This window comes from Kitasatospora sp. NPDC094028 (genome assembly GCF_049543595.1).
Classification (GTDB): Bacteria; Actinomycetota; Actinomycetes; order Streptomycetales; family Streptomycetaceae; genus Kitasatospora.
In genome coordinates, this window is record NZ_JBMVFA010000112.1 from 1 (window position 1) to 1,200 (window position 1,200).

General features: G+C 68.7%; 1 protein-coding gene and 1 pseudogene. Both read left to right on the top strand.

Features of this window, described 5'->3' with window-relative positions:
- Nucleotides 1–165 (top strand): annotated as a pseudogene (locus ACPC54_RS42155) (ABC transporter permease); the annotation flags it as partial.
- Between the two features lie 157 nt (nt 166–322).
- Nucleotides 323–1,105, top strand: a complete 783-nt coding sequence (locus ACPC54_RS42160) for a MetQ/NlpA family ABC transporter substrate-binding protein (RefSeq protein ID WP_498973056.1) — start codon at nt 323–325, stop codon at nt 1,103–1,105.
- Nucleotides 1,106–1,200 lie beyond the last annotated feature (95 nt).

Here is a 1,200-nt window from a genome sequence, read left to right on the forward strand (position 1 = left end):
CTCGCCGTCGTCATCTCCCTCATCCAGTTCGCCGGCGACTTCGCGGCCCGCGCCCTGCACCGCCGCGGCGGCCGCTCGGGCCCCGGGCCCAGGCTGCGGCTGCTGAAGGCCAAGGGCGACAAGGAGCCGGACACGGACACGGCCGAGGTCGCCAAGGCCGCGTAGGCACCGGCCGGCCCGCGCGTCGAAACGTTTCTGCTGAGCGGCCGCCCCCAGAACTTCCCGTCGCCCACCCGTCACCCGACCACCACCCCTCAACGAGGCGCTCCGCGCCCCACCCCCTCATCCGGGGTCGCACCACCCTTAAGGAAAGGCACTTTTCGTGCGTAACACCGCCAAGCTCACCACCGCCGTCCTCGCCGCCGGAGCCCTCACCTTCGGGCTGACCGCCTGCGGCTCCGGAAACTCCTCCGCCTCCCACGACTACAGCGGACCGCTGGTCGTCGCCGCCAGCCCGGTCCCGCACGCCGAGATCCTGAACTTCGTCGAGAAGAACCTCGCGAAGAAGGCCGGGCTCGACCTCCAGGTCAAGGAGTTCACCGACTACATCACGCCGAACACGGCGACCGAGGACGGCTCGGTGGGCGCCAACTACTTCCAGAACCAGCCGTACCTGGACGACTTCAACAAGAAGCGCGGCACCCACATCGTGCCCGTCGTCACGGTGCACCTGAAGAGCGGTGCGACCGTCGCCGTCCCCAACGACGCCGTCAACGAGGGCCGCGCCCTGAAGCTGCTCGCCGACAACGGGCTCATCACCCTCAAGTCCGGCGCCGGCAACGAGGCCACCCCCGAGGACATCGCCAAGAACCCCAAGCACCTCCAGTTCAAGGAGGTCGAGGCGGCCCAGACCCCGCGCTCCCTGGACGACGTGGACGCGGCGGTCGTCAACGGCAACTACGCCATCTCCGCGGGCCTCAGGCCCGCCAAGGACGCCCTCGTCCTGGAGTCCGCGAAGAACAACCCGTACGGCAACTTCCTCGCGGTGAAGAAGGGCAACGAGAACGACCCCCGGGTCAAGAAGCTCGCCAAGCTCCTCACCTCGCCCGAGGTCAAGAAGTTCATCGAGGACAAGTACCAGGGCTCGGTCATCCCGTCCTTCTGATCCGGCCACCGGCAGCGCACGGCATCGCGACGCACGGGGTCCGCTCCCTCACCGGGAGTGGACCCCGTCGTGCGGTTCGGTGGTTTCATGCTGCA